Source organism: Natrialba swarupiae (genome assembly GCF_008245225.1).
GTDB classification, from domain to species: domain Archaea; phylum Halobacteriota; class Halobacteria; order Halobacteriales; family Natrialbaceae; genus Natrarchaeobius; species Natrarchaeobius swarupiae.
The window spans coordinates 56,424-77,110 of sequence record NZ_VTAW01000015.1 but is presented as its reverse complement, the minus strand read 5'-3'; the positions used below and the strand labels follow the sequence as shown (position 1 = coordinate 77,110).

The window sequence follows — 20,687 nt, the reverse complement described above, 5'->3', positions numbered from 1 at the left end:
ATATCACTACCGACCGACAGCGGTGACGAACAGTCGCTCGACAAGGCGGAGATCCCTGGTATCGACCACCGCGTCGACCGTCTCGGAGACGCCGTCGTCGATCCGATCGTCCGGATCGAACAACACCGACGTCCCCGCGACTTCGAACGCCTCCTCGTCCGTATGCGAGTCGCCGACGTAGAAGACGTCAGTCGTGGTGATCTCGCGGTCGCGACAGATCCGTTCGAGGACGTCGTCTTTCTCGTTCGGACCGACCCCGGCGTCGACGCCGGTGATCGATCCCGAATCGTCGAACCGGATCTCGTTGCCCCGAACGAACGCGGGCTCGAATTTCGACAACACGTCCTGCAGGTTCGTCACGCCGGCGCTGACCGTCCCGAACGGAACGTTCGCGTCCGAAATCGTCTCGAGTAACTCGCCCGCCCCTCGAGTGAGCTTGACAGCCGATGCGGCACGATCGATGTGGGTTTTCTTGACGCCGCGACCGTCCAACAGGGCCGCGTTCTCGTCACACCACTCGGCGAACGTCAGTTCGTCCTCGCGGTATCGCTCCGTCAGACGCTTCCCCTGTTCACGGGTGCCGAACAGCTCCTGTAAGAGGAGCCAGCCGCCGCGCTGGTCGACGAGCGTTCCGTCGAAGTCGAACACCGCGAGCTCCGGCCGCGGGTTCGTACCCCACGTCGACGCCTCGGGAAACGAGACGTCGGGGGAGTCGACGATAGTTCGATTCGTCACGGGAGGCTCACCTTGCCCATCACGACCGGTTGGTCCGCCCCCGTCGCGCCTGGGACGTTGTTCGGTCGACCGTCGAGGCGGGCGACGCCCATGAGTGCGAACAGCGCGGCTTCTTTCGCGTCGGGATCGAACCCGAGCGTCGACAGCCGATAGACGTCACACGCCACGCGCTCGGACAGCATGGCCATCAACGTAGGGTTGTACGCCCCGCCGCCCGAGACGAACATCTCGTCGGGGTAGGGCTCCGCGAAGCGCTCGTAGGCCTCGGCGATCGTTTCGGCCGTAAACGCCGTCGCCGTCGCGACGATATCCGCATCCTCGAGTCCGCGGTCGCGTCCCGCGTCGATAAACCGGCGAGCGTATTCGTGACCGAACTCCTCCCGGCCGGTCGTCTTCGGCGGTGACTCGTCGAAGTAGGGGTCTTCGATGAATCGATCGATCATCGACTCGTCGGGCGTTCCCCCCGCGGCGATCTCCCCGTCGACGTCGTAGGTCCGTTCGCCGTCCGTGAGGATCTCGACGACGGCGTCGATGACCATGTTTCCTGGCCCGGTGTCGAACGCGCGGACGTCGTCCCGTCCGGGCGATGGCGGGAGAAGCGTACAGTTTCCGATACCGCCGACGTTCTGCAACGAACGGTGGTGTTCCCCGTCACTGAACGCCGTCGCGTCCAGATACGGTGCCAGCGGGGCACCGTGACCCCCCGCCGCGACGTCCGCCGTCCGGAAGTCGGAGACCGTCTTCACGCCCGTCTCCCGCGCGATCACGCTTCCGTCCGCGATCTGGAGGGTCGACCGCCGGGGAGTGGCGACGCCAGGAAGCGACTCCCGGGTTCCGATGTGCCAGATCGTCTGGCCGTGACTGCCGATGACCGCGACGTCGTCGGGGTCGACTCCCGCCTCGTCCATCGCCCGCGTCGCGACGTCCGCGAGGAGGGTTCCGAGTCCGACGTTCAGCCGGCAGGCCTCGTCGACGGTCCCCGTCTCCTCGTCACAGAGTTGTACCAGCCGCTCTCTGAGTTCGTCCGGATACTCCTCGGAGACGAACGACTCGACGGTGACCTCGTAAGGATACTCCTCGTTTCTCCCCGTCTCCGTCACCGAACAGCAGGCGGCGTCGATCCCGTCGAGAGAGGTCCCCGACATGAGGCCAACGGCGTACCGCGGCCCGCCGCCGTCAGTTCTGACCGAGGAGCGGTCGGTCTGCGGAGGCGTACCCGACGTTTGGCTCGTACGGGGGTGGTCGTCCGATCGATGCGCTCGTGACGTCGTCTCGTCTGCGTTAGCTGTCATGGAGTGATTTTCTGAAGACGTATTCGTCGATCCCAGGCTGTACGTATCCCTCGAGTCGGCCGACCTGGTCGTAGCCGCGGTGGCGGTAGAACGCCTGTGCCGCCTCGTTAAAGTCCGAGACGAGCAGGAACAGCTCGTCGCTCGTCGTCTCCGTCGAGACGAACCGTTCGGCGTGGTCCAGCAACGCGGAGCCGATGCCCTGGCCCTGTGCGTCCTCGGCGACGCCGATCAGTTTGAGATAGCCCGATCGATCGAACGCGCCGTTCGGAACCGTCCACGCGAAGCCGGCGACGGTGTCGTCGACGGTCCCAATGGCGAGCAAGTCGTCGTCCGCGACGTCTGCCACCTCGAGTCGGTAGCTCTCCTCGTAGACCGTCCACGGCGAGGTCGTCGACAGGATCTCGTTGATCGCCTCGAAGTCGTCGTCCTCGTATCGTCGAACGTCGACGCTCATGGGGAATCAGCCCTCGAGTCGGTCGCGGCGGTGACGTCGTGGACTCGCCGGCGAAACGAGGCCAGGGAGCCGTCCGGATCCATCGCCAGAACGTGGTTCGTGAGCACGACGACGAATCGGTCGGCGCGCGGATCCATCCACATCGATGTGCCGGTGAATCCGGTGTGGCCGAAGGCCTCCGCCGACCACGCCGTTCCGGGCGTGTCGGCGTCCCCGAGTTTCCAGCCAAGGCCCTGTCGCGTCTCCATCGATTCGAGCACGTCGGTTCGCAGCCGTTCGACCATCCCTGGCGAGAGGTATCGTTCCCCTTCGTACTCGCCGTCGGACAGCAGCATCCGAGCGACGGTCGCCAGATCGCGACCCGTCGAAAAGACGCCGGCGTTCCCCGATTCGCCGTCCATCGCCCGGGCGAGATAGTCGTGGGGCTCCCCCTCGAGAACCCGCCCCTCCCAGCGGCGGTCGCGCGTCGCCGCCACGTTCTCGACCGAGGTCGGCCCGAGAACGGTCTCCTCGAGGCCGAGTGGGTCCGTGACGTGGCGCTCGAAGAGCGTCGCGAGAGAGTCGTCGGTCACGCGGCGGAGGACCTCCCCGAGGAAGACGAAGTTCAGATCGCTGTAGACGTGCCACTCGCCGGGCTCGGCAAGCACCGAGAGCGGGCTGTCGAACAGCGACTCGAGGACGGCGGATGTAGACTCCCAGCCGAACGGAAACGCCTTGTACGGCGGGAGGCCGGACGTATGCGTCAGTAAGGAGTGCAGCGGAATCTCCCCCCGCGGCGTTCCCTGGAGTTCGTCGACGTGATCGCTCATCGTCGACGAGAGCGTCAGTTTCCCTTCCTGGACGAGGCGGACGGTGATGGTCGTCGTCGCGACCACCTTCGTGAGTGACGCCACGTCGAACGCCGTCTCCGACGTGACCGGATCGCCGGCGGTGTTTCGGTCCCCGACGCAGAGTTCCGCGTCCACGCCGGCGCTCGAGCCCACGAGGACGACCGCACCGTCGAACAGGCCGCGCTCGAGACCGCGCTCGAGGACCGGTCGGAGCGGATGGGAGTTACGGGACGGTGCCGGCTCAGTCATTCGACACCTCCGGTCCGGTGTCCTCGATCCGATCCGGGGCCGCGTCCGTCGGTTCGCCGATCGTGCCGGTCCGCGTATTTGGATCGGTGAAGTGACACCGATACTGGTGGTCGGACGAGACGAACGCGGACTCGGGCTCGACCGCCGAACACGCCTCCTGGGCGAGCGGACACCGGGTGTGGAATCGACAGCCGGATGGCGTGTCGATCGGATCCGGTGGCTGTCCTTCGAGTCGGATCTGTGCGGTTTCGCTCCCGCCGATCTCCGGAACTGCCGAGAGCAGCGACTGAGTGTAAGGATGGGCCGGCTCATCGAATATCGTCCCGGTCGGCGCTACCTCGACCAGTTCGCCGAGGTACATGACCCCCACGCGGTCGGTGATGTAGCGGATGGTCCGCAGATCGTGGGAGATGAACACGAGCGTCAGGTCGTACTCCTCCTGGATCTCGGTGATGAGCTCGAGAATCTGGGCCTGGACGGTGACGTCCAGGGCGCTCGTGGGCTCGTCCGCGACGATAAACGACGGGTTGACGCTGATCGCCCGTGCGATCTCGACGCGTTGTTTCTGCCCGCCGGAGAGTTCGTGGGGATACCGGTGGCGCATTCCGGGATCGAGGCCGACGCGGTCGAGAAGCGACCGGATCTCCGCCGCCCGCTCCGTCTCGTCGAGGTCGCGGTGAAGCTCGAGCGGTCGCCGAAGGATGTCCCCGATTCGTTTACGCGGGTTCAGCGACGACGACGGATCCTGGTGGATGAACTGGATCTCCGACCGGATGGGGCGCAACTCGCGGTCCGACAGGGTGGTCAACTCGGTCCCACGGAAGGTGATCGATCCGCCCGTCGGCTCCTCCAGCCGGAGTAACGTTCGTGCGAGCGTCGACTTGCCACAGCCGCTCTCGCCGACGAGTCCGAACGTCTCCCCCTCGGCGAGCGTAAGCGAGACGCCGTCGACCGCCCTGACGTACTGCGTGGCCCCGACGAGCGAGGCGAGCACCCCCTCGTTCACCCGGAAGTACTTCTCGAGATCGCGAACCTCGAGGATCGGTTCCGTCCCGCCGACGGATTCGGGCGTCGACTCCTGTGAATCGTTCGCGTTCATGGCTCACCTCCGTCCGTCTCCGGCCGACCTCGATCTGCGTTCTGTCGATCCTCGTCCGACGGCGACCGACGCGGTGCCAGGCCGTCGCCGCTCCCGTAGAGGACGCAGTGGACGGCGTGTCCCGTCGGATCGTTTCGCCGGGGAGACGGGACGTCGTCGTCTCCGCCCTCCCGGACGGGGAGTGGTTCGTCCGCCGTCGTGACCGGATACTCCGGCGGGAACCGGGCGTCACAGCAGGCCGTCGCCGACGGACACCGGGGACCGAACGGACAGCCGGGCGGTTTGTCGGTCGGGTCCGGAACCTGGCCCGCGAGCGGATCGAGCGTCTGGCCACCCTCGAGGCTCGGGATGCTGTCGAGGAGCGCCTGCGTGTAGGGGTGTTTCGGGTGTGCGAACAGTTCGTCGGTCGGCGCCCGCTCGACGACTCGACCGGCGTACATCACGGCGACACGGTCACAAATTTCGTTGACGACGCCCATGTCGTGGGTGATGAACAACACCGCCGTATCGAACTCGGCTTGCACTTCGTCGATCAGGTCCAGGATCTGTGCCTCGATGGTCACGTCGAGTGCCGTCGTCGGCTCGTCCGCGATCAGCAGGTCGGGCCGACAGCTGATCGCCATCGCGATCATCGCACGCTGTTTCATGCCGCCCGAGTACTCGTGGGGGTACTCGAGTGCGCGCTGTTCCGGGGCGGGAATACCCACTCGCTCGAACAACTCGACGGTCTGCTCCCAGGACCGCTCGTAGTTCGTCGGGTGGGACTTCGACCGAAGCAGATTGCCGAGTACGGACGTCTCGAGTCGGCTGATCCCCTCGTTCGGGATCGACCGATGGGTCCGGATCGTCTCGGAGATCTGGTCGCCGACCGTAAGGACGGGGTTGAGCGACGACCCGGTCTCCTGGAAGATCATCGAGATTCGATCGCCGCGGATTTCGCGGAGTTCGTCGTCGGTTTTCGTGAGCAGCTGCTGGTCGTCGAATTCGACCGAGCCGTCGATTCTGGCCGATTCCTCGAGCAATCCGAGAATCGTCGCGGCGGTGACCGACTTGCCGCTGCCGCTTTCGCCGACGAGACCGACCGTCTCTCCGGGTTCGATCGACAGCGAGACGTCCGTTACCGCTTCGACTGGCCCCTCCTGGGACGGAAAGGTCACCGAGAGGTCGCTGATGTCGAGTAACTGCTGTGGTGGGTTCGACTGATCTCGCTCCGTCTCGATTCTCGCCGTCTCGACGTTTCGATCGTGGCTCATCGGGTAGCCTCCATTTCGTCTCCTTGGTGTGGGTCGAGGGCGTCGCGAAGCGCGTCGCCCACGAAGTTGAGATTCAACACGGTGAACATGATGGCGAGACCTGGGGCTATCGTCCACCACGGTGCGTGCGTCATGAACTGGCGACTATCCGCCAGCATACGTCCCCAGGACGGGTCCGGTGGGGGAACGCCGAGTCCGAGAAACGAAAGGGCACTCTCGAGTAAGATGGCGACGGCCATACTGATCGTCCCCTGGACGATGATCGGGGCCGTAATATTCGGGAGGATCTCCGATCCGATGATCCGGAAATCTGACTCCCCGATCGATCGGGCGGCCTGAACGAACTCCTCATCTTTGACCGACAGGACGCTCCCGCGGGTAATCCGGGCGAAGATCGGCCAGTAGACCACCCCGACAGCGATGATCACGTTGTACCAGTTTTGGCCCATGATCGCGACCATCGCGAGTGCGAGCAACAGTGCCGGGAACGAGAAGATCGTATCGGCAAAGCGCATGATCCCCTCGCCCAGCAGGCCCTCGTAGTAGCCGGCGATCGCACCGAGCGTGACGCCGACCCCGGCCGCGACGGCGACCCCGACGAACGCGACGATAAGCGAGGTGCGAGCGCCGAGTGCCACCCGCGCGAGGATATCTCGGCCGTACCGATCGGTGCCAAACGGATGGACGAACGATGGCGCCTGATTCATCTGGTCCAGATTGGTCGCCGTCGGGTCGTGGGGAAGGACGAACGGACCGAACACCGCAACGAAGATGGTGATTCCGAGCCCGATCGTTCCGACGAGTGCGAGTCGGTCGTTGCGGACGGTTCGTGCGAACACCGACAGAAACGACTGCTGGTCCGATGTCTCGGCCGGTTCGCTGTCGACGTCGGCGGTTGTCTGTGTCTCACTCATAGCGAATCCTCGGATCGAGATAGGTATACAGGATGTCGACGACGAAGTTGACCGTCGTAAATAGGAACGCCGTAACCAACAAGACACCCTGTAAGATCAGGAAGTCCCGGTTCAGGACGCCGTTTAAGGCGAGCCGTCCGAACCCCGGGAGCGCGAAGATCTCCTCGATGACGATCGAGCCGCCGAGCAGGTAGCCCAGGTTGATGCCGATGATCGTCACCGTAGGGATGAGCGCGTTCATGATCGAGTGTTTGTTCTGTATCAACGCGGGGACGAGCCCCTTCGATCGTGCGACTTCGACGTATTGCTGGTCCATCACCTCGAGCAGGCTCGAGCGCATGTACCGCATCACGATCGCCGCCTGTGCCGTCCCCAGCGCGATCCACGGGAGGATCAGGTGTCGGATTCCCTGGATCGGGTCCGCAAGCGGCGAAACGAATCCGGACGCCGGAAGCACCCGGAGATACTCGGCAAACACCAGGATCAGGAGGATCCCGAGGAAGAAGTTCGGAATCGCGATTCCGGAGTAGGCGGCGATGGTCGCGCCGGAGTCGAACTTCGTGTTCCGCCGAGTCGCGGAGACGATCCCGGCCGGAATGCCGATGAAGATCGAGACGAGGAGAGCGCCACCGGCCAGCCAGAACGTCACCGGAAGCGTCTGGACGATGAGGTCGCTCACCGGCTGTCCGTACATGATCGACGTGCCGAGATCCCCGGACAGAACATCGCCCAGCCAATCGAAGTATCTCACGTACAACGGCTGGTCGAGCCCGAGATCCTCACGGATCATCTGGACCTGTTCCTCGGACGCTTCCGTCCCGAGCATCGTCCGGACCGGATCGCCCCCAGCCACGTTGATCAGCAAAAAGGCGATCAGCGTCACGCCAAACATGACGGGAACGTACTGGGCGATTCGCTTGACGACGTAGCGTTTCATTTGGGAGATATCAGTTATCGATAGTAACGTTGTGGAAGCTCGTGAGGTTTGCGATCTCGAGTTCGTATCCCTCGACTTCGCTGCGGTAGCCGACGGACTCGTCGTCGAAGTAGAGGTACGTCATGGGCACCTCCTCCTGGACGATCGATTCGATCTCGCCGTAAATATCCGCGCGAGCGTCGGGATCGGTCTCTGAACGACCCTCCTCGAGCAGTTCGTCGACCCGGTCGTTTTCGTACGCCCAGTGGTTCCAGGCACCCTCCGAGTGGTACTGCCTGTAGTACCAGCCGTCGGGGTCGACACGCCCGCTCCAGGAACCGATCGCCATCTCGTAGTCGTTGTCGACCCAGACCTCGTCGAGCCAGGTCGAGAAGTCGAGTTCGACGACCTCGACGTCGAATCCGAGCTCGGAGAGATGTCCCTGGATCAGCGTCGCCGCGTCCGCACCGGGTCCGGGAGTACGGGAGACCTTGATCGACGTTTCGACCGACTCCGGATCGACACCCGCGTCGTCGAGCAACTCGAGTGCGTGGTCGATATCCTGGGACGGGACAGGGCCCGGATCGATCGTGTTCTCCCACTCGCTGGCTGGTGGAATCGGATAATGAACCGGTTCACCGTGGCCGAAGAGTACCCCCTGAATGATCGCATCCCGGTCGATCGCGTGACTCACAGCGCGTCGAACGCGTGCGTCGTCGAACGGCGCTTCGTCGCCGTTGAACCAGTAGCCCTGATTGAAGAGGCCAGTCTGGGTCGCGACCTCCGTTTCACTGCTCCCGGAGACATCCTCGATGTCCTGGAACGGAACGCTCTCGAGAAGGTGGGTATCACCGACCTCGAGGGCCGTCAGTCGGGCCGCTGGCTCGGGGACGATATCGAACTCCACGCTCTCGAGTGCGGGAACGCCGTCGACGTGATAGTCGTCGAAGGCCTCGATCTCGACGCCCTGATTGACCGTCCAGTCGACGAACGAGAACGGGCCCGTGCCGACCGGATGTTCCTGGAGGTCGACCTCGTCGGCGGCCCCCTCGGGGATGATCTCGACGGACTCCGCGAACGCCGTGAGCATCGGTGCGAACGGTTCCTCGAGGTCGAATCGCACCGTGTACTCGTCGACCGCCTCGACGGAGTCGACTCGCGTGAAGTTCTCCGCACGGGGCGAGCCGACGTCCGGATCCATCACCCGTTCGAACGTATAGACGACGTCGGCGGCGGTCATCTCGCCGCCGATCGGTTCGTGAAACTGGACGCCCTCTTTCAACGAGATGGTGTACTCGGTCTCGTCGTCGCTGATCTCGTAGTCCGTCGCGAGCAGTGGCTCCGGCTCGAGGTCGGCGTTGAGCCGGAACAACCCCTCGACGACGTTCTCGAGGACCCGCTGGGCCATGTTGATCGTCGTCAGATGTGGATCGAAGTTCTCGGGATCGTCGGGAAACGTCACGTTGAGAACCTGGCCGGCCCCCACGCCGTTTCCGTTGCCGTTGCCGTTCCCACCAATTCCTTCCTGTGGCTCCGTGTCGTCATCACTACACCCTGCGAGTGCGGTTCCGACCGCGACTCCGGAGACGGCACGCAGAGCGTTACGTCTAGAGATGCCGACGTCATTGCTATCGCGTTGCATACTTCGAGTAGCGAACTGTTTTGGATCAATATAAAACTACCGAGGAGCGGGACCGAGACGAGGGCGTCAACGAACCCCTCGAGGCGAGGCGCTAGTCGTAGAGCAGATACTCGGCGTTCTCCTCGAGAAACTGGGCGGCCTCGCGTTCCCACCCTTCGACGACGTGATCGATCGTCATCCGAAGATTGGCCCCGTTTCGAACGTCTGCTGTCGCGGTTCGCAGTTCGGATCCACCCGTGAGCTCGTCGATCGGATAGCCACCGTTGGTTCGGACCCAGCCGCACTCGGCGTACTCGTAAAATGCAGTAAGTACCATCGTCACGCCGACTCTGATCGGATCGAACGTCTCTCGGTCGAGTACGTGCACCTGGACGCCCTCGACGTCCGATCGCTCGTGCTTCGAGAACATGGGGGTGAAATACGCGGGTCTGAACTTCACCCCGGGGGGATCGATGTCGTTCAACATCGCCGCGAACGCCGTCGCGTCGACCCAGGGTGCGCCGATCAGTTCGAACGGGTTCGTGGTCCCGCGACCTTCCGACAGCGTCGTCGCCTCGAAGAGACACGTCCCCGGATAGACGAGTGCGGTATCCAACGACGGCATGTTCGGAGACGGCGGAACCCACGTCAACTCGAGGTCGTCGAACCACCGGTCGCGGGACCACCTCTCCATCTCGACGATGCTGAGATCGGCGTCCAGGGCCATCTCGTTTGCGAAGTAGCGTCCGAGTTCCCCGACCGTCATCCCGTGGACGATCGGAAGCGCGGCCCCGCCGGGTTGTCCTGCGAGTGTCCCGGCAGAACCGAACGGGGCGATGGGGTTGGGACGATCCAGCACCGTCACGGGCGTGTCCGCCTTCGCCGCCTCGGCGAGGACGCGTCCGAGGACGCGAGCGAACGTCGAAAAGCGCGTCCCGACCTCCTGGATGTCGTAGATCAGTCGATCGAGGTTCGCGATCTGCTCGACCGTCGTTCCGTTCGGGCCGCCGTTTCGACCGGTGCCCTGGGACGTCAGATCGTACACCGGAAGTCCCGTCTTCTCGTCGATATGCTCGGTAATCTCGTCCTGGGAGTGTTCGTTCCCACGGATACCGTGTGTCGGACCGAACAGCGCCTCGAGGTCGACGGCGTCACTGCCGTTCAAGAGATCGATCGTCGACTCGAGATCGGCCGTGACTCCCGACGGGTTCGTAACGAGTCCGACCGTCGGAGACACTCGTCCCCGATCCGCATCGAGAAACGCTTCGATCCCTAGTGTAACCATTCTACTAAATCAGTCTACGACCATCGTAAATAAACGCTTCTACTACCGCTGTCCGGCTACCGATCACGGGTCGACCCGCCGAAGCCAGTCGACGTGGTCGTCGGTCATCAACGAGTGGTTGTAGACGTGGACGGCCGCCGGCTCTTCCTCGAGTACCGCGTCGACCGCCTCCATCCACTCCGACTCGTCGGCCCAGAGGGACGGATCGACCGTGATCCCCGCCTCGGTTCGGATCCCCGTCCGGTCCCGAAGTCGGCGAACGCGTCCGTCCGTCATCGCCGTATCGTCCGAGTAATACAGCGCCGTCACCGAATCCAGGTGCGGTGCGAGTCGTTCGAGATCGACGCCCGCCCACCGGCCGTCGTCGACACCCCTCCCCAATCCGTCCGCGACGTAGTAGTTCAACGGGACGTCGCCGCTACTCCCAGCGAGACGCGAGACGAGCTGGGTGATCGTCTCCTGTCTAAACGCCAGTAGATCTGCGAGACGCGGGTGTTCGTCCACGAGGTCGGTTATCGACGTCTCCTGGGGATCGGTGACGCCGTTCAACGACCGCGAGAGGAGATCCCGGACCAACTGTGCAGTCGCCTCGAGGTCGACGTCGGCCCGTTCCTGGCAGGCCTCACAGAAACACTGCGAGAGCAGGACCCGGCTCACATCGTCGGTCGCGGCGAAGTTCTTCAGATGCCCGTAGGACTCGCCGTGGGGATGAAACGCCGTCGGGTAACCGATCGACTCGAGGTCGATCCGACTCACCCCGCGGTCTGTGAGCGCGCTGACGAGCGCCGACAGGTAGCTCTGGACGGCCGGGTTGCTGGGACAGAGCCCGTGTTCGTGTTCGGTTCCGAAGGGGCCGACGGGACGGTACTCGGGGTGTTCGCTCGCCAGTCGAGAGCTGTGGAGACAGACCGTCCAGGCGGATACCTCTAGATCCGCGTCGGCTGCAGCCTCGATCACGTCGTCGAGGGGATCGGACGACCCGGGGAGGTCACAGACGGGTGGCTCGATCGGGGAGTCACGAAACTGCTCTCCCGTCGGACGGAAGAAACATCCACCGGGTGAATCGGTAAAGGGGTTCGATTCGGCGCGGGGATTGAGCGTCCTGATCGAATGATAGTGAGCCGCGACGTTGATTCGATCGACGCCCGCAGCGGCTAGCTCCCGGCAGGTTCGGTCCAATCCCGTCTCCCGGAGTGCCCACGGATACGCCCAGACGGCCGTCATTCGGAATCCCCGTTGCCAGTCGTTCGCATCCCGACCGCGTTCTTCCCGCCGATCATACGTCGAGACGGTAGCGTTCGACCGCTGACTCGTCGACCGTAATCCCGAGGCCGGGGCCGGTGGGGACCGGATACGCCCCATCCTCGACCTCGAATGGATTCTCGATCACGTAATCGTCCCACCCGTAATAGACCGAATCCGGCGCGAGATCGATGGCAGGAGTCGAGCCGACGAGATGAAGCATCGCCGCGGTTTTGATCCCGAGATCGAACCCGCAGTGATGGGAGACCGAGACGCCGGCCGCCTGGGCCTCCGCGGCCTGCCCTCGAGCAGCCGAGAGACCGCCGGCCGGAACGAGATCGACGACGGCGGCGTCGATCGCGTCAGCTTTGAGCAGTTGCCGGAGATTGCCGTTGAAGTACGTATCCTCGTTGACGCCGATCGGCGTCCGCGTCCGGGACCGCAGCGACGCGTAACTCCCGAACGTCTCCGTCCGAAGCGGCTGTTCGATGTACTCGAGGAGGATTCCTTGCTCTTCTAAGCGCGTCAACGCACGAACGGCCTCGGTCATCGTCCACCCCTGGTTCGGATCCAGACGGAAGTCGAGTTCGCCGTCGACGGCGTCGTACATCGCGGACAACCGCTCGACGTCGACGTTCCAGTCCGGTCCCGCCTTCGTCTTCAGCGCCGTAAATCCCGCCTCAGCGGCCTCTCGAGCGTGGGTTGCGGACTCGTCGGGCGAGAGAATACCCAGACAGAACGCGACGTCGACGGCGTCGGTCACGCGTCCGCCGAGCAGTTCCGAGATGGGCGCGTCGGTTTTCTTTCCGAGGGCGTCCCAGACGGCAGTGTCGACCGCGCCCAGAAACGGGTCGATCCGAACGTAGGGGTAGTAAAACTCCTCGAGGACCGCGTGTGCGTTCTCGATCGGTTCGCCGATCAGTTCCGGTGCGACCACGTCCTCGATGACAGTTTTCGTGACGGTGGCCGATTTGAGGGCGACCAACATCTCCCCCCAGCCGACGGTTCCGTCGTCGGTCTCCAGTCGGACGAGCACGCGATCGACCGACTCGACCTGATCGTGATTGCTGACGTACGGGGCCAACCCGAGGTCCTCCTCGAGTGGGGCGACACCCATCCGTACGGGGATCGCCTCCAAGCCAGTGATCGTCATGTACCTCATGCTCGTGGCGTCCTATATCAATCCTTGTGATGGGGATCCGAGGTTCGAGCCAGAACGAGAGCAAACTCGTTTCAGCAGTGTCGAAACCGAGTTCCCAACAGTTCTGGAGCGATGTTACGAGTGAGCAATACGGAGATCGATGACGTTCGCGGTGTGTTTGACGTGATCGATTGCGCCGTCGACGTCGTCGAAACTGCCACCAGCGCCAGCGATTCCGATCGCCGCCACGATCGTTCCGCTCTCGTCTTTGATCGCCGTGCCGATACTCGTCACGCCGGGAAGGCGACCACCAACCTCGACCGCGATACCGCGTTCTCGGACCTCAGCGAGGGTGTCGTGGAGTTCAGCCGGTTCGGATATCGTCGACTCGGTTCGTTCGGGTAGCCCGAATCGGTCGACGATCTCGTCGATCTTCTCGTCGGACAGATACGCCATGTACGCCTGGCCGACCCCGGAACTGTGCAACGGCAGTCGGTTTCCGGGGCGGAGGTCGACCGGAACCGCCCCATCGGCTCGAGAGACGTAGAGTACGACGCCGACGCCGTTTTCCTCGGTAAGGAGGAAGGCGGTCTGGCCGGTTTCGGCGGCGAGTTGATCCAACTCGTCTTGGGCCGGCAGGTACGCTTCCCGAGTTCGACGAGCGTATTCGCCGAAGTCGAGAAACCGCAGTCCGACGTGGTACTGGTGTCCCTGCTTGACGACGTAACCGCGTTCCAGAAGCGTCGAAAGGTGATTGTGAACCGTACTGTTGGGCAATCCGACGGCATCGGCGATCTCGGTAAGTCTAGCCCCGTTCAGTTCCCGGAGCATTTCGATGATGTCCAGCGACCGAGCCGTCGTTTTGACGGCGTTTTCGTCGTTTTGGGGCATGATTCTGATTATCGCTACTTTATCCTGAATTGTAATAACTGTTCTCATGGAACAACCCGTTCGAGGGACACTGATTTCAGCATGGCTGAAACCGTCGTCGTGGATTTACAGTCATACATTCGTAATAGGCCCGGTGAGAGAAGCGCAAGCGACCGCTCCGCCGAACCGACGTTCGAACATGGGTAACTCCCCGGCGTTCGATCGAGAATCGGTTTCCGTCGAACGGCCCCGTCTCGAGGAGTGAGTCGACACGACCACCGCTACGACCGATTCTGAACGGAGCGGTCGATGGACAGTCAGTTCCGATCTGCGCGTGACGAATCCACGAGATCGAAGCCATTATTACCCCGCGGTGATCGATCTCGTACCGTCGAATGAACGAAATCGAAACAGAGCACGCACCAGCGAGTATCGGCCCCTTCTCACAGGCGATCGTCGACGACGGACGAATTTTCGTGTCAGGACAGGGGCCCGTCGATCCGGAAACCGGCGAGATCGTTTCGACGGACATCCGAGAACAGACCCATCGGACGCTGAAAAACGTCGAAGCAATCCTCGAGGCGGCGGGAAGCTCCCTCGAGAACACGGTAAAAGCCACCGTGTTCGTCACGGACATCGACGACTACGACGCGATAAACGAGGTCTACCAGGAGTATTTCAGCGATCCGTATCCCGCTCGTAGTGCCGTACAGGTCGTCGAGTTACCGATCGATATCGGAGTTGAAATAGAAGTAATCGCGACGGAGTGACTGGCACAACACACGCAAAGAGAGGCGTCGACGCCGACACGATCCAACTTCCGTACGCGCCGTTACAGTGACGCCCCGAATCTTCCCTCGTAATCGAATCAGCTCACGAGTTCTGGGACCGCGACTCGGGATGGGGATCGTCGAACCCCGACTGTGGATCGGCGCTGGATGAGAGTGACGAACACGTAGTGTAATTGATTCGTAACTAACCGATACTGTATCATCATTCGATTCTGACTCGACTCCGAAGACAACGAACTCGAGCTTCGAAAGTCGGCACATCCGAGCGTAATCGTCGGCAGTCATCGCAGTCCCGATCGCGAACCAACAGCCGACGGCAGCCCTGCTGGTCGCTCGAGTGCGAGCGGTGAGTGAATCACGTCGCCGAACGACGCCGATAACAGGTGAAAACAGATACCAATCTTACAGAAACGTTGATGTGTATCGGGGAGAGAACCAGAGGTATGCGGTATTATCAACGATCCGTCGACGGGAATACGCACCTCGTCGGAGAGCGAGACGGGGCGTATTCCGACCTCTCGACGGCGAACCCGCGCCTGCAGACGTTCGACGATCTCCTGTACGCGTCGAACGTCGCGGAGACGGAGATCGATACGATCGCCCGTCGACTGATCGACGAGGCGGAGCCGATTCCGTCCGAGGACGTCGGCGGCGAGTCGTTGATCGAGCCCGTAACCCCCCAGGAAGTGTGGGCTGCAGGCGTCACCTATCGGATCAGCGAGGAGGCTCGAGAGGCCGAGAGTTCGAAGCCGGAGTTCTATCTCGAGGTGTACGACAGCGATCGCCCGGAGCTGTTCTTCAAGGCCACGCCCGAACGGGTCGTCGGACCGAACGACCGGGTCGGAATCCGGGGCGACTCGGACTGGAACGTACCCGAACCCGAACTCGGCGTCGTCCTCTCGGGCAGAGAGATCGTCGGCTACACGATCGGCAACGACATGAGCAGCCGGGCGATCGAGGGTGAGAACCCGCTGTATCTCCCGCAATCGAAAGTGTACGATCGATGCTGTGCTATCGGTCCGGCGGTTCGGTCGGCCGCGTCGATCGACGATCCCGCCGACCTCGAGATCCGGATGCGCATCGAGCGAGACGGCGACGTGTTGTACGACGAGTCGACGAACACGAGTCGGATGGTACGTTCGATCGACGAGCTGGTCGACTGGTATCTCAGACACAACGCGGTCCCCGACGTCTCCGTCTTGCTGACCGGCACGTCACTCGTCCCCGACGACGAGTTCACCCTCGAGCCGGCCGATCGGATCGAGATCGGCATCGAGGGAATCGGAACGCTCTCGAATACGGTCACCGAGGTGTGATCCGGCGGACAGGAGACCACATCACCGCATCGCGAGAACGGCCTCCATCGCCTCGTCCGGGTCGCCGGTCGGCGAGAACTCACAGCCGACGTAGCCATCGTACCCGGTGTCGTCGATGGCCTCGAAGATGGTCTCGTAGTCGAGTTCCCCCGTTCCGGGTTCGTGTCGACCCGGAACGTCGGCGACGTGGAAGTGACCGATTCGATCGACGTGTTCCGTGATCGTCTGGATCACGTTCCCCTCGGTGATCTGCTGGTGATAGAATTCGTACAGCAGCTTCACGTTCGGCGAACCGACGTCGTCGACGATCGCGAACCCCTCCGCGGAACGGGAGAGATAGTGTCCCGGATGGTCGACCGCCGTGTTCAACGGCTCGAGAGCGATCGTAACGCCCGCCCGTTCGGCCTCGGGAGCGACTCGAGAGAGTGCGTCGACGACTGCCTCGCGCTGGACGTCCCGGCCGAGGTCGTCCTGCTCCGGGCCGGTCGTCGCGATGAGCGTCGAGACTCCGAGCGCCGCCGCCGTCTCGATCGACTCCCGGATCGTCTCGACGGCCCCGTCGATCTCGTCAGGGTCGGTGAGCGTTCCCCCCGCCAGACAGCCGATGATCGGAACGCCTGCATCGGCGGCAGCCGACTCGAGGGCGTCGAGGTCCTTCTCGCGCCAGCCCCAGAACTCGACGGCGTCGGCACCGACGGCACCGGCCCGGCGCACGCGCTGCGCGAACGATTCGTCCTCGTAGACCATCTCGAGGCAGACGGAGATTCGCGGCATCTACTCGCCTTCCGCCTCGGTCGGCTCCGGCCGAACGTCGCCGTCGTCGATCATCGACTCGAGTGGGTTGTCCTCGATCTCGAGCGGGAGGTCGACCCGCCCGCGGCGGCGAGCAGACTCCCAGGTCGCGAAGATGAGTTCGGTCGCGTTGAGCGCGTTCCGCGCGCCGAGTTCCGGTTTCTCCCCGGTCTCCAGACAGCGAACGACGTCGGCGATCGCGCGGTAGACGAGTTCCCAGTCGTGGAGGCCGTCGTCGGTCTCGACTGTCTCCCAGCCCTCGCGTCCGTCCCCTCGGATGCGCAAGGTCGGGAGATTCCCGTCGCCTGCAGGGCCGAGCTCGATCGTCCCGTCGGTACCGACGAGTCGGTTGTGACAGTCGATCGCACTCGTCGGGCTGTTCTCCCCGAGGCTGTCGCTGGTTCCGAGCCCGTGGACGCCGTTTTCGTACTCCCAGAGCACGAGCGCCTGGTTTTCGTTGTGCGTTCCGAACAGGACGTTCCGCTCGGAGTACTCGATCTGGCCGAGCGCCCAACTCGCCGGCAGTTCGTCGTTGAAGTAGTTACAGAGGTCGAACGAGTGACTCCCGTAATCGAAGATACCGACCGGCGCGGCGAACTCGATCCGCTCGAGGTCGCCGATCTCGCCCTCGTCGAGCAACCGCTTTGCCGTCCGAACCGCGTCGCTGAACCGGCGCTGGTGGTTGAACGTCAACTGGACGTCGTGTCTGTTCGCCTCCTGGGCCATCGTGCGAGCGCCGCCGTAGCTGTCGGCCATCGGCTTCTCACAGTGAACCGCGTCGACGACGCCCGAGCGGATACAGTCGATCGCGATCGTGTCGTGGATCGCCGGCGGAACGCACACCGAGACGATATCAGGCTCGGCCGTCTCGAGCATCACGTCGTACTCCTCGAAGACGCCATCGTCGTCGATTCCAAACTCCGCGGCGAACGCCTCGGCGTTCTCACGGACGATGTCGGCACAGGCGACCAGTGTACACTCCTCTAAGGCGTCGTACCCTGCGGCGTGGTGATAGGCCATCGCGTACCCGTCGTCGCCTGGCTCGTCCGGTTCCGCCCCAGTGCCGATGACTGCTACTCGATGTGACATACGCTCGGATTCGCAGAGAACTGTCATAATAGTTGGTACTGACGTATGTTCGAAACGAAGCCGACAGATCGACCGATGGAGACGAACGACACCGGGTCGAGACCGGGACAACTCGGGTCTCGTCCCTGTCGGCAGACGACACGGACGTCCGCCAGACGAGAACACCGGCCGACCGTGAGCACAGGGAGAAACGATCGGAACCGTCGACAACTGAGAGGAATGACCGTGCGATCTACCGGCACAACACCGATCCACCTTCGGTATACTGACAGAAACGTAGAACTGTCCTAGCGATAGACCATTTCAGCGATAGTGTATAAATCGATACACACCGAGAACGTACCATCGTTGCCGGAGAACGTCGCTTCGTCGGCGCAGTCGTCGATCAGTACGCTCAAGGCGGAACGGCTCTGAAAGCTCTACGATGAGCGAAAACCCACCGAAGTCGACTCGAGATACGGCGGCCCGCCCGGCACTCGCCGACGAGATGCCAGCGGTTCCGAAACTGACCGGGTGGCTGAGTCGACGACGAACGGTCCGAGAGTACGACGCGGACGCGACGATCCCCGACGAGGAGATTCGCGCAATCCTCGACGCCGGCCGGAAAGCGCCCACGAGCGGCACCATCCAGATGTACAGTTTCGTGTCGGTCCGAGATCCGGAGATGCGGGCGCGAATCCACGAGGCCGCAGGCGGCGGCCAGCCACGCATCGAGGAGGCCAGTCACTTCTTCCTCGTCTGTATCGACCTCCGTCGGGTCCGACTGCTCCACGACCACCGCGACCTCGAGTTCGAGATGGCGCCGATGACCGCGGTCCTCAAGGGGGCGGTCGACGCCGCCCTCGCCGCCCAGGGAACGATCACCGCGGCGGAGAGCTATGGCTACGGCGTCTGTCCGATCGGTGCGATCAGCGAGGGACTGTCGACGATCTCCGAGATCGTCGATCTCCCTGCTGAAGTCCTCCCGGCGTTCGGGCTCTGTATCGGCGTCCCCGTCGGCGAGACACACGACGAGCCGACGCCGCGGATCCCCCTGGACGCGGTGGTACACGAAGACAGCTACGAGGATCCCTCGCCCGAACTGCTCGAGGCCTGTTACGAGGAGATGAACGAACTCTACGCCGGCACGGATCGCGTCTGGGAGGGCGCACTCGCCCACTACTGGACGCCGTCACCCGACGGCTCGATGAACAACCGCGAAGGGGAGCTACTCGAGACGCTTCGCCAACAGGGCTTTTTCGCCTACCGCGGCGTCGACGAGTCGCTCTCAGAGTTAGACCGAGACGAGTAACAGCCGGCGACGACGGCCGGTTCGATACGATCGAAACACACTGGATCTGCGAGATCGTCCCACAGGAGGTGTGGAACGATCGTCTCGATCAGCTGTACGCCGGAATGCCGGTCAGATCCTCGCCGAGGATCAGCGTGTGGATATCGTGGGTACCCTCGTACGTGTAGACCGTCTCCATGTTCGCCATGTGGCGCATCGGGGAGTAGTCGGTCGTGATCCCGTTTCCGCCCAGTATCTCGCGGGCCACTCGAGCCTGGTCTCGAGCCGTTCGGACGTTGTTTCGTTTGGCCATCGAGACGTGTTGGGGCCGGAGGTCGCCACGTTCCTTGAGGTCTGCGAGGCGGTATGCGAGCAGTTGGGCGAGCGTAATCGCCGTCGCCATCTCGGCCAGTTTTTCCTGTTGAAGCTGGTAGCGGGCGATCGGTCCGCCGAACTGTTCGCGGTCGGTCGCGTACGCACGCGCCGTCTCGAAGCAGTCTCTGGCCGCGCCGACCGCACCCCACGCGATGCCGTAGCGGGCCTGGGTGAGACACGACAGCGGCCCCTTCATCCCGGAGACGTCGGGAAGCACGTTCCCCTCGGGGACGTAGACGTCGTTCAGTCCGATTTCACCTGTGATCGACGCCCGCAACGAGAGCTTCTCGGTGATCTCGTTCGTCGAGACGCCGTCGCGGTCGGTTTCGACGAGAAAGCCCCGAACTGGATCGTCCTCGTGCGAGCGGTCGCGCGCCCAGACGACCGCGACGTCGGCGATCGGTGCGTTCGTGATCCACGTCTTCGACCCGTCGAGGACGTAGCCGTCGCCGTCCCGCTCGGCTGCGGTCTCCATTCCCGCTGGATTCGAGCCGTGTTCGGGTTCGGTCAGGCCGAAACACCCCACGGCGTCGCCGTCGCCGAGAGCCGGAAGCCACCGCTCTTTCTGTGCTTCGCTGCCGAAGGCGTGGATCGGATACATCACGAGCGCCCCCTGGACCGACGCCATCGACCGCAGCCCCGAGTCACAGGCCTCGAGTTCCTGCATCAACACGCCGTAGGCCGTCTCCGAGACGTTCGGCAACCCGTACCCCTCGAGATTCGGCGCGTAAAATCCCATCTCACCCATCTCGGGGATCAGCTCCGTCGGAAACGTTCCGGCTTCGTAGTGGGCCGCGATCTCCGGGCGAATCCGCTCGTCGACGAACTCACGGGTCGTGTCGCGAATCAATCGCTCTTCCGGCCCGAGGTCGGCCTCGAGATCGACGTAATCGAGCATCACGTTCGACCACGAAGCGCCGGGACAAGAATCTTTCTTCGAACGAACTCGAACGAAGCCGATGGATCGACTCCCTCCAGACGAGTTCCAGCCGACGCGCGATCCGACGCCTATCGCGTGCAGTATTTACAGCCATACCACTGTAATCGAAAGTTTAGTATCGTGATCAGTGATCGCAGTCGGCAAAAGCACGTGAGCGACGATTACGTTCGAGAGAGATCACGGAGTCGTTTCGATTGATCGATACTTCCTGGA

19 protein-coding genes are annotated in these 20,687 nt (G+C 63.2%); 3 read left to right on the top strand and 16 right to left on the bottom strand.

What is annotated here, in order from left to right; translation table 11 throughout:
- Window positions 1–6: 6 nt before the first annotated feature.
- The 13 genes from FYC77_RS12515 to FYC77_RS12455 form a co-directional block, all read right to left on the bottom strand.
- On the bottom strand, window positions 7–735 hold the full coding sequence (locus FYC77_RS12515) for an HAD family hydrolase (protein WP_149081833.1): 729 nt from the start codon (window positions 733–735) through the stop codon (window positions 7–9).
- A complete protein-coding gene (locus FYC77_RS12510) occupies window positions 732–2,027 on the bottom strand; it encodes an anhydro-N-acetylmuramic acid kinase (protein ID WP_149081832.1) in 1,296 nt (431 codons plus the stop codon). The genes FYC77_RS12515 and FYC77_RS12510 overlap by 4 nt, the downstream gene beginning before the upstream one ends.
- Window positions 2,017–2,481, bottom strand: coding sequence for a GNAT family N-acetyltransferase (locus FYC77_RS12505; protein WP_149081831.1), 465 nt, complete (start codon window positions 2,479–2,481; stop codon window positions 2,017–2,019). The genes FYC77_RS12510 and FYC77_RS12505 overlap by 11 nt, the downstream gene beginning before the upstream one ends.
- Window positions 2,478–3,560 (bottom strand): serine hydrolase domain-containing protein, encoded by a 1,083-nt coding sequence (locus FYC77_RS12500; RefSeq protein ID WP_149081830.1) that lies wholly within the window; start codon window positions 3,558–3,560, stop codon window positions 2,478–2,480. The genes FYC77_RS12505 and FYC77_RS12500 overlap by 4 nt, the downstream gene beginning before the upstream one ends.
- Window positions 3,553–4,659 carry an ABC transporter ATP-binding protein gene (locus FYC77_RS12495; RefSeq protein ID WP_149081829.1) on the bottom strand — a complete coding sequence of 369 codons (1,107 nt, stop codon included), beginning with the start codon at window positions 4,657–4,659 and terminating at the stop codon, window positions 3,553–3,555. Before FYC77_RS12495 ends, FYC77_RS12500 begins: the two co-directional genes overlap by 8 nt.
- Window positions 4,656–5,912 carry an ABC transporter ATP-binding protein gene (locus tag FYC77_RS12490; RefSeq protein WP_149081828.1) on the bottom strand — a complete coding sequence of 419 codons (1,257 nt, stop codon included), beginning with the start codon at window positions 5,910–5,912 and terminating at the stop codon, window positions 4,656–4,658. The genes FYC77_RS12495 and FYC77_RS12490 overlap by 4 nt, the downstream gene beginning before the upstream one ends.
- On the bottom strand, window positions 5,909–6,826 hold the full coding sequence (locus FYC77_RS12485; RefSeq protein WP_149081827.1) for an ABC transporter permease: 918 nt from the start codon (window positions 6,824–6,826) through the stop codon (window positions 5,909–5,911). Before FYC77_RS12485 ends, FYC77_RS12490 begins: the two co-directional genes overlap by 4 nt.
- Entirely contained in the window at window positions 6,819–7,763 is a 945-nt protein-coding gene (locus tag FYC77_RS12480) for an ABC transporter permease (protein WP_149081826.1), read from the bottom strand. Before FYC77_RS12480 ends, FYC77_RS12485 begins: the two co-directional genes overlap by 8 nt.
- A 10-nt stretch (window positions 7,764–7,773) precedes the next feature.
- Window positions 7,774–9,384 (bottom strand): ABC transporter substrate-binding protein, encoded by a 1,611-nt coding sequence (locus FYC77_RS12475; protein ID WP_149081825.1) that lies wholly within the window; start codon window positions 9,382–9,384, stop codon window positions 7,774–7,776.
- 91 nt (window positions 9,385–9,475) lie between these two features.
- Window positions 9,476–10,648 (bottom strand): exo-beta-N-acetylmuramidase NamZ family protein, encoded by a 1,173-nt coding sequence (locus FYC77_RS12470; RefSeq protein ID WP_149081824.1) that lies wholly within the window; start codon window positions 10,646–10,648, stop codon window positions 9,476–9,478.
- A 63-nt stretch (window positions 10,649–10,711) separates the two neighbouring features.
- Window positions 10,712–11,872, bottom strand: a complete 1,161-nt coding sequence (locus FYC77_RS12465) for an alpha-amylase family protein (RefSeq protein ID WP_149081823.1) — start codon at window positions 11,870–11,872, stop codon at window positions 10,712–10,714.
- A 52-nt stretch (window positions 11,873–11,924) separates the two neighbouring features.
- Window positions 11,925–13,043, bottom strand: coding sequence for a mandelate racemase/muconate lactonizing enzyme family protein (locus tag FYC77_RS12460; protein ID WP_202911830.1), 1,119 nt, complete (start codon window positions 13,041–13,043; stop codon window positions 11,925–11,927).
- Between the two features lie 123 nt (window positions 13,044–13,166).
- The gene (locus FYC77_RS12455) at window positions 13,167–13,922 is read right to left on the bottom strand and encodes an IclR family transcriptional regulator (protein WP_149081822.1); all 756 of its coding nucleotides are present in this window, start codon (window positions 13,920–13,922) and stop codon (window positions 13,167–13,169) included.
- A 374-nt stretch (window positions 13,923–14,296) separates the two neighbouring features.
- Between FYC77_RS12455 and FYC77_RS12450 the strand changes: the two genes are divergently transcribed.
- Together FYC77_RS12450 and FYC77_RS12445 are read left to right on the top strand one after the other, a co-directional pair.
- The gene (locus tag FYC77_RS12450) at window positions 14,297–14,671 is read left to right on the top strand and encodes a RidA family protein (RefSeq protein WP_149081821.1); all 375 of its coding nucleotides are present in this window, start codon (window positions 14,297–14,299) and stop codon (window positions 14,669–14,671) included.
- 464 nt (window positions 14,672–15,135) lie between these two features.
- Window positions 15,136–16,008, top strand: coding sequence for a fumarylacetoacetate hydrolase family protein (locus tag FYC77_RS12445; RefSeq protein WP_149081820.1), 873 nt, complete (start codon window positions 15,136–15,138; stop codon window positions 16,006–16,008).
- A gap of 21 nt (window positions 16,009–16,029) precedes the next feature.
- Here FYC77_RS12445 and FYC77_RS12440 read toward each other — a convergent pair whose 3' ends face one another.
- Both FYC77_RS12440 and FYC77_RS12435 read right to left on the bottom strand, forming a co-directional pair.
- Entirely contained in the window at window positions 16,030–16,782 is a 753-nt protein-coding gene (locus FYC77_RS12440; RefSeq protein ID WP_202911829.1) for a hydroxypyruvate isomerase family protein, read from the bottom strand.
- Window positions 16,783–17,889 (bottom strand): Gfo/Idh/MocA family protein, encoded by a 1,107-nt coding sequence (locus tag FYC77_RS12435; protein ID WP_149081819.1) that lies wholly within the window; start codon window positions 17,887–17,889, stop codon window positions 16,783–16,785. It abuts the gene before it with no gap.
- A 424-nt stretch (window positions 17,890–18,313) separates the two neighbouring features.
- Between FYC77_RS12435 and FYC77_RS12430 the strand changes: the two genes are divergently transcribed.
- Window positions 18,314–19,180, top strand: coding sequence for a nitroreductase family protein (locus tag FYC77_RS12430; protein ID WP_149081818.1), 867 nt, complete (start codon window positions 18,314–18,316; stop codon window positions 19,178–19,180).
- Window positions 19,181–19,268: 88 nt separating this feature from the next.
- Here FYC77_RS12430 and FYC77_RS12425 read toward each other — a convergent pair whose 3' ends face one another.
- The gene (locus FYC77_RS12425; RefSeq protein WP_149081817.1) at window positions 19,269–20,432 is read right to left on the bottom strand and encodes an acyl-CoA dehydrogenase family protein; all 1,164 of its coding nucleotides are present in this window, start codon (window positions 20,430–20,432) and stop codon (window positions 19,269–19,271) included.
- Between the last annotated feature and the right edge of the window lie 255 nt (window positions 20,433–20,687).